Here is a 5,459-nt window from a genome sequence, read left to right as displayed (position 1 = left end):
GGGTTGACGGTCAAGGACGGCGTGGAGATCGAGGGTTAGGCGTCTTTCTTTGGCGCGCCAGATCAGGGCGGTGATGTGGTGCAAAAGGGGGCCTATGCGGGTTCTTTGAAAGTGCTTGCAGCGCAGGGGCGTCAGGTAAAGATGCTTTGGCAGCATGATGCGAGCGCGCCAATCGGTGTTTGGGATGAGGTGCGCGAGGATGCGAAGGGGCTCTATGTCAAGGGGCGCCTTTTGGAGAGCGTGGCGCGAGGGCGCGAGGCGATTGCCCTGATCCAAGCGGGCGCGCTGGACGGCCTGTCGATCGGCTATCGCACCAAGAAAGCGGTGCGCAGCGCTGACGGGGGCCGGGTTTTGCAGGAGCTGGAGCTTTGGGAGGTATCCTTGGTGACGTTCCCGATGCTGGCGAGTGCGCGGGTCGGTGCGAAATCCGAAAGCCTGCACAGCGACGCATTAGGCTTTCGCACTTTGGCGGATGCGCTGCGCAGTGCAGCCCAGCAGATGAAACACTAGCAACTTAGAAAAGGATGTAGCGATGAGCGATCCCGAGATGATTTCTCGGGCCGGGGAAGATCTGTCCCCAGCCCAGGAACTGAAGTCCGCTTTGGCGGATTTCGTGGCCGGCTTTCAAAGCCATCGAGCCGCAACTGATAAACGATTTCAACAACAAGAAGAGCGACTGACCATGTATGAACGTAAATCATTGAGCCGCGCTGTGCGTCCTGCTTTGTCTGCTGCTGTGCTGGAAAGCGCACCGCACGAGAAGGCCTTTGGTGCCTATTTGCGCAATGGCGACGAGGACGCGTTGCGCGGGATCGAGATGGAAGGCAAGGCGATGTCCACTGCGGTTGCCGCCGATGGTGGTTATCTGGTGGACCCGCAGACGTCTGAAGCGGTTCAGAGCGTGCTGCGCGGTGCGGCGTCCCTTCGCGCCGTTGCAAGCGTCGTGAATGTCGAGGCGACATCGTATGATGTTCTGGTGGATCACACTGATGCAGGTGCGGGCTGGGCCAGCGAAACTGCCGCAAGTGCGGAAACGGGCACGCCGCAGGTGGATCGTATCTCGATTGCTTTGCATGAGTTGAGCGCGTTGCCGAAGGTTTCGCAGCGCTTGCTGGATGATAGTGCCTTTGACATTGAATCGTGGCTGGCGGGCAAGATTGCCGACAAGTTTGCGCGCGCCGAGAGCGATGCGTTCATCAATGGCGATGGCAATGACAAGCCCAAGGGCATTTTGAACTATGTGAGCGCTGCCAATGGCACTGAAACATGGGGCCAGATCGGTCATGTTGCGACGGGTGTCGACGGCGACTTTGCGATGAGTGATCCGGGCGATACGATTGTCGATCTGGTCTATGCGCTTGACGCGCGTTACCGCGCCAATGGTGTGTTCGTTATGAACTCTAAAACCGCAGGCAAGGTGCGCAAGATGAAGGATGGCGACGGACGCTTCCTTTGGTCTGACGGGTTTGCGGCGGGCGAACCGTCGCTGTTGCTTGGTTATAAGGTCGTGATTTGTGAAGACATGCCTGATGTCGCCAGCGATACCACGGCGATTGCATTTGGTGATTTCGGCGCGGGTTACACGATTGCGGAGCGTCCTGACCTGCGGGTTCTGCGTGATCCGTTCTCGGCCAAGCCGAATGTGCTGTTCTATGCAACCAAGCGTGTTGGCGGCGATGTCACGGACTTCCATGCGATCAAATTGCTGAAATTTGCAGTAAGCTAATCGGCTTGACTGCAAATGCGGAAGGCAGAGCCAGTGGCATTGCCTTTCGCCTTTCGGGCGCGCGCAGACCTACTTTGCGTTGTCTAGCTGTCCCCCTCCGTCCGAGCAACGCAATTGTGCGCGCCCATCATTGCCAAAGGGGAGGCAAGTCATTTGGAGATGTTGATGATGTTGATCGAAGAGGCCAAGGTGCCAGACGAGGTATTGCCTCTCGCTGCCTTCAAAGCGCATTTGCGACTGGGTACAGGTTTTGCGGAGAACGACCTGCAAGAGCCTGTGTTGAAAAGCTTTTTGCGCGCGGCAATCGCGACGGTTGAGGCACGTACCAACAAAGCGCTTTTGGAGCGCGACTTTAGCTGGTCGGTAACGCGCTGGCGCGAGGCGGGTAGCGAAGCACTGCCTATTGGACCTGTTCAGAGCATCACCTCTATAGAAATCGTCGATTTCGAGGGCGCAATTCAAACAGTGCCGCCTGAGCATTACAGCTTGCAAGAGGCGGCTCAGCGCCCACGTGTGATTGCACGCGGTGCCGGCTTTGGATCGATCCGGCATGGTGCGCGGGCAATTTTGCGGTTTCGTGCGGGGTTTGCGCCTGTTTGGGACGACTTGCCTGACGATTTGGCACAAGCGGTATTTCTGCTTGCTGCGCATTATTACGAGTATCGCGACGAGACGTCTTTGGCGCGCGGGTGCATGCCGTTCGGCGTACAGACTTTGATTGAGCGGTATCGCCCGATGCGCTTGTTTACCGGTGCCGCGCAATGAGTGCGCCGCGTTTGAACCGCGCGCTTGTCCTTGAAACGCGCGATATCATTGCGGACGGTGCAGGTGGTCAGCACAGCACCTGGAGTGCGCTTGGTACGGTATGGGCGAGCATTCGCAGTCTTACGGGGCGTGAAACGGGATCGTTGGGCATTGCCCAATCGAAGGTCGGCTTAAAGATTACACTGCGCGCCGCGCCGCACGCGTCGACACTGCGGCCACGCCCCGATCAGAGGTTTCGCGAAGGTGCTCGCATTTACCGCATAACTGCTGTGGCAGAGGCGGAGCCAGCCGGGCGCTATCTGGTTTGTTATGCAAGCGAAGAGGTGGCGGCATGAGCGCGTTTTTGTCTGATGTTTTGCAGGCTGCGATCTATGACCGCCTGTCCACTGACGCAAGTTTGGCAGCCATTGTCGCCGGACATGTTTATGATGCGGTGCCCGCGGGACCGATGCCAGACCTTTATGTGTTGATTGGCGAGGAAGCGGTCAAAGACGCGTCCGATCAGAGCGGCGCAGGGGCGATGCATGAGGTGCTGATTTCAGTGCTGAGCACTGCCGATAGTTTCTTGACGCTTAAACAGGCTGCTGGCGCGATTTACACGGCGCTTGAAAGCGCTGAGTTGCCACTGAGCGCGGGGCGCGTTGTCGGGCTTTGGTTTCGAAGCAGCGCGGCCAAGCGAAGCAATTCGGGGCAACGCAAGATTGATTTGAAATTCAGAATACGCACTGAGGCGTAATCTGTAGCCTAAGTTTTCTTGGATAAATGGAGTGAGCAACATGGGTGCGCAAAACGGTAAAGAACTACTGATTAAGGTTGATATCAACGCAAGCAATACGTTTGAGACTTTGGCGGGACTGCGGGCGACGCGGGTAAGTTTTAACGCGGAAACGGTGGATGTCACGAACCTTAGCAGTGCTGGGGGCTGGCGCGAATTGCTGTCAGGCGCTGGCGTCAAATCGGCCGCGTTATCGGGGTCGGGCGTATTCCGCGATGAGGCGACGGACGAGCGCGCACGTCAGATTTTCTTTGATGGGGAAATTCCGAATTTCCAGGTGATAATTCCCGACTTCGGGATCGTGCAGGGGCCGTTCCAGATCAGCTCGATCGAGTATGCAGGGTCGCATAATGGTGAGGCAACCTATGAGATGGCGATGGTTTCGGCGGGCGAGTTGACCTTCACGGCGGATAGCTGATGGACAATCCTTGGAGCGGCGTCGTCAGTCTTGAGGTCGATGGGGTGAAACGGGCGATGTCGCTGACGCTGGGCGCTTTGGCCGAGCTGGAGGCGGCCTTGGGCGATGACACTTTGGTGGCCTTGGTCGAGCGGTTTGAAAGCGGTGCTTTTTCCAGCCGAGATGTGTTGGCGTTGATTGTTGCAGGGCTGCGCGGCGGCGGCTGGGATGTTGAGCGCGAGGGGCTGCTATCTGCGCAGATCAAAGGCGGTCCGATGGGCGCTGCCAGGGCCGCAGCCCAACTATTGGCACGCGCGTTTTTGCTGCCTGAAGAGCGCCGCGCGTGAGCACCGTAAACTGGCCAGACTTGATGCGCGCAGGATTGTTGCAACTGCGTTTGCGCCCCGAGCATTTCTGGGCGCTGACGCCTGCGGAATTGATGATGATGCTTGGTCACGGCGGCGCGCAAGCCCCGATGGGAAAGGCGCGCCTTGCGGATTTGTTGCGGGCCTACCCCGACACGCCGCACGATTCAGGCAAAGAAAGGAAGGTTTCGGATGAGTGAGTTTGACAGTGAAAGCCCGCTGGATGTGCAGCTTGAGGCGCTCGAGGACAGTTTTGCCAATGCGGCTGGCATGGCATCGACGTTTGACGCCGAAATGAAGCGCATTCAGGGCACGTTTGAATCCACAGGTCGAGGGGTTCAGGGATTGGACGCCACGCTGAGCCGTTCGCTACGCGGTGCGTTTGAGGGAGTGGTGTTTGATGGTGAAAAGCTGAGCGATGCGTTGAAGGATGTCGGTCGCTCGCTTGCCAGTACGGCGTTCAATGCGGCGGTGAAGCCTGTCACCAACCATTTTTCCGGGTTGATTACGGGGGGGATGGACGCCCTGTTCAAGGGGTTAATGCCCTTTGCCGATGGCGCGGGTTTTACGCAAGGACGGGTGACGGCCTTTGCCAATGGCGGCGTGGTGAGCGGGCCGACGACATTCCCGATGCGCGGCGGCATGGGTTTGATGGGTGAAGCGGGGCCTGAGGCGATCATGCCGTTGACGCGGGGCGCAGATGGACGCTTGGGCGTGCAGGCGCAAGGCGCTGGCCGGGCATCGCAAGTCATTGTGAATATCTCGACACCCGATGTCGAAGGTTTCAAGCGCTCGCAAAGTCAGATCGCCGCGCAAATGAGCCGTGCGCTGGGGCGCTCGCAGCGTTCACGCTAGTCATTTAAACCCGGCGGAGGGATAGATCATGCAACTACACGAAGTAAGATTTCCAGCAGCTCTGAGCTTTGGTTCAACCGGTGGCCCCGAGCGGCGCACAGACATTGTCACACTGAGCAACGGTTATGAAGAACGCAACACGCCATGGGCGCATTCGCGCAGGCGCTATGATGCGGGCGTTGGTTTGCGCGCGATGGATGACGTGGATGCGGTGCTTAGTTTTTTCGAAGCGCGGCGCAGGCAGATGTTTGCATTTCGTTGGAAGGATTGGTCTGATTTCAAGTCCTGCAAGCCGTCCGCCGCTGTTGCGAGCGAGGATCAGACAATTGGTTATGGCGATGGTATCGCTACAGAATTTCAACTGAGCAAGACCTATCGTTCCGGCGAGCAGAGCTACACCCGCATTATCACAAAACCGGTCAGCGGCACGGTGGTGGTCGCGATTGCAGGTGATCCGCAAAATGAGGGCGTTCATTTCGAGGTGGATCTGGAGCGCGGGGTCATCATGTTTGACCGTGCACCCGATGAGGAGCGCGAGATTACCGCCGGCTTTGAATTTGATGTGCCTGTGCGCTT

General features: G+C 58.1%; 9 protein-coding genes and 1 pseudogene. All 10 read left to right on the top strand.

Annotation, left to right across the window (positions count from 1 at the left end; translation table 11 throughout):
* The first annotated feature begins 3 nt into the window (after positions 1 to 3).
* Positions 4 to 510, top strand: a pseudogene (locus WBC85_RS00700) (HK97 family phage prohead protease).
* Between the two features lie 22 nt (positions 511 to 532).
* On the top strand, positions 533 to 1,726 hold the full coding sequence (locus tag WBC85_RS00695; RefSeq protein WP_424432765.1) for a phage major capsid protein: 1,194 nt from the start codon (positions 533 to 535) through the stop codon (positions 1,724 to 1,726).
* A gap of 165 nt (positions 1,727 to 1,891) precedes the next feature.
* The gene (locus WBC85_RS00690; protein WP_424432764.1) at positions 1,892 to 2,491 is read left to right on the top strand and encodes a head-tail connector protein; all 600 of its coding nucleotides are present in this window, start codon (positions 1,892 to 1,894) and stop codon (positions 2,489 to 2,491) included.
* The gene (locus WBC85_RS00685; RefSeq protein WP_424432763.1) at positions 2,488 to 2,826 is read left to right on the top strand and encodes a phage head closure protein; all 339 of its coding nucleotides are present in this window, start codon (positions 2,488 to 2,490) and stop codon (positions 2,824 to 2,826) included. Before WBC85_RS00690 ends, WBC85_RS00685 begins: the two co-directional genes overlap by 4 nt.
* Positions 2,823 to 3,227, top strand: a complete 405-nt coding sequence (locus tag WBC85_RS00680; RefSeq protein ID WP_424432762.1) for a DUF3168 domain-containing protein — start codon at positions 2,823 to 2,825, stop codon at positions 3,225 to 3,227. The genes WBC85_RS00685 and WBC85_RS00680 overlap by 4 nt, the downstream gene beginning before the upstream one ends.
* Positions 3,228 to 3,267: 40 nt before the next feature.
* On the top strand, positions 3,268 to 3,684 hold the full coding sequence (locus tag WBC85_RS00675) for a phage major tail protein, TP901-1 family (protein WP_424432761.1): 417 nt from the start codon (positions 3,268 to 3,270) through the stop codon (positions 3,682 to 3,684).
* Positions 3,684 to 4,010 carry a gene transfer agent family protein gene (locus WBC85_RS00670; RefSeq protein ID WP_424432760.1) on the top strand — a complete coding sequence of 109 codons (327 nt, stop codon included), beginning with the start codon at positions 3,684 to 3,686 and terminating at the stop codon, positions 4,008 to 4,010. Before WBC85_RS00675 ends, WBC85_RS00670 begins: the two co-directional genes overlap by 1 nt.
* Positions 4,007 to 4,228 (top strand): rcc01693 family protein, encoded by a 222-nt coding sequence (locus WBC85_RS00665; RefSeq protein WP_424432759.1) that lies wholly within the window; start codon positions 4,007 to 4,009, stop codon positions 4,226 to 4,228. Before WBC85_RS00670 ends, WBC85_RS00665 begins: the two co-directional genes overlap by 4 nt.
* Positions 4,221 to 4,883, top strand: coding sequence for a phage tail tape measure protein (locus WBC85_RS00660; RefSeq protein WP_424432758.1), 663 nt, complete (start codon positions 4,221 to 4,223; stop codon positions 4,881 to 4,883). Before WBC85_RS00665 ends, WBC85_RS00660 begins: the two co-directional genes overlap by 8 nt.
* A 28-nt stretch (positions 4,884 to 4,911) precedes the next feature.
* Positions 4,912 to 5,459, top strand: a 548-nt coding sequence (locus WBC85_RS00655) for a phage distal tail protein, Rcc01695 family (RefSeq protein ID WP_424432757.1), incomplete at its 3' end; no start/stop codon positions are given.

The sequence above is a fragment of the Planktotalea sp. genome (genome assembly GCF_049680325.1).
In the GTDB taxonomy this organism is placed as follows: domain Bacteria; phylum Pseudomonadota; class Alphaproteobacteria; order Rhodobacterales; family Rhodobacteraceae; genus Planktotalea.
This window is presented reverse-complemented; position numbering and strand designations above follow the sequence as displayed.

Bases quoted from the DNA above. Each gene is read 5' to 3' on its own strand.
- WBC85_RS00690 (WP_424432764.1), top strand. From the start codon at position 1,892: ATGATGTTGATCGAAGAGGCCAAGGTGCCAGACGAGGTATTGCCTCTC.
- WBC85_RS00670 (WP_424432760.1), top strand. From the start codon at position 3,684: ATGGACAATCCTTGGAGCGGCGTCGTCAGTCTTGAGGTCGATGGGGTG.
- WBC85_RS00695 (WP_424432765.1), top strand. From the start codon at position 533: ATGAGCGATCCCGAGATGATTTCTCGGGCCGGGGAAGATCTGTCCCCA.
- WBC85_RS00680 (WP_424432762.1), top strand. From the start codon at position 2,823: ATGAGCGCGTTTTTGTCTGATGTTTTGCAGGCTGCGATCTATGACCGC.
- WBC85_RS00685 (WP_424432763.1), top strand. From the start codon at position 2,488: ATGAGTGCGCCGCGTTTGAACCGCGCGCTTGTCCTTGAAACGCGCGAT.
- WBC85_RS00675 (WP_424432761.1), top strand. From the start codon at position 3,268: ATGGGTGCGCAAAACGGTAAAGAACTACTGATTAAGGTTGATATCAAC.
- WBC85_RS00660 (WP_424432758.1), top strand. From the start codon at position 4,221: ATGAGTGAGTTTGACAGTGAAAGCCCGCTGGATGTGCAGCTTGAGGCG.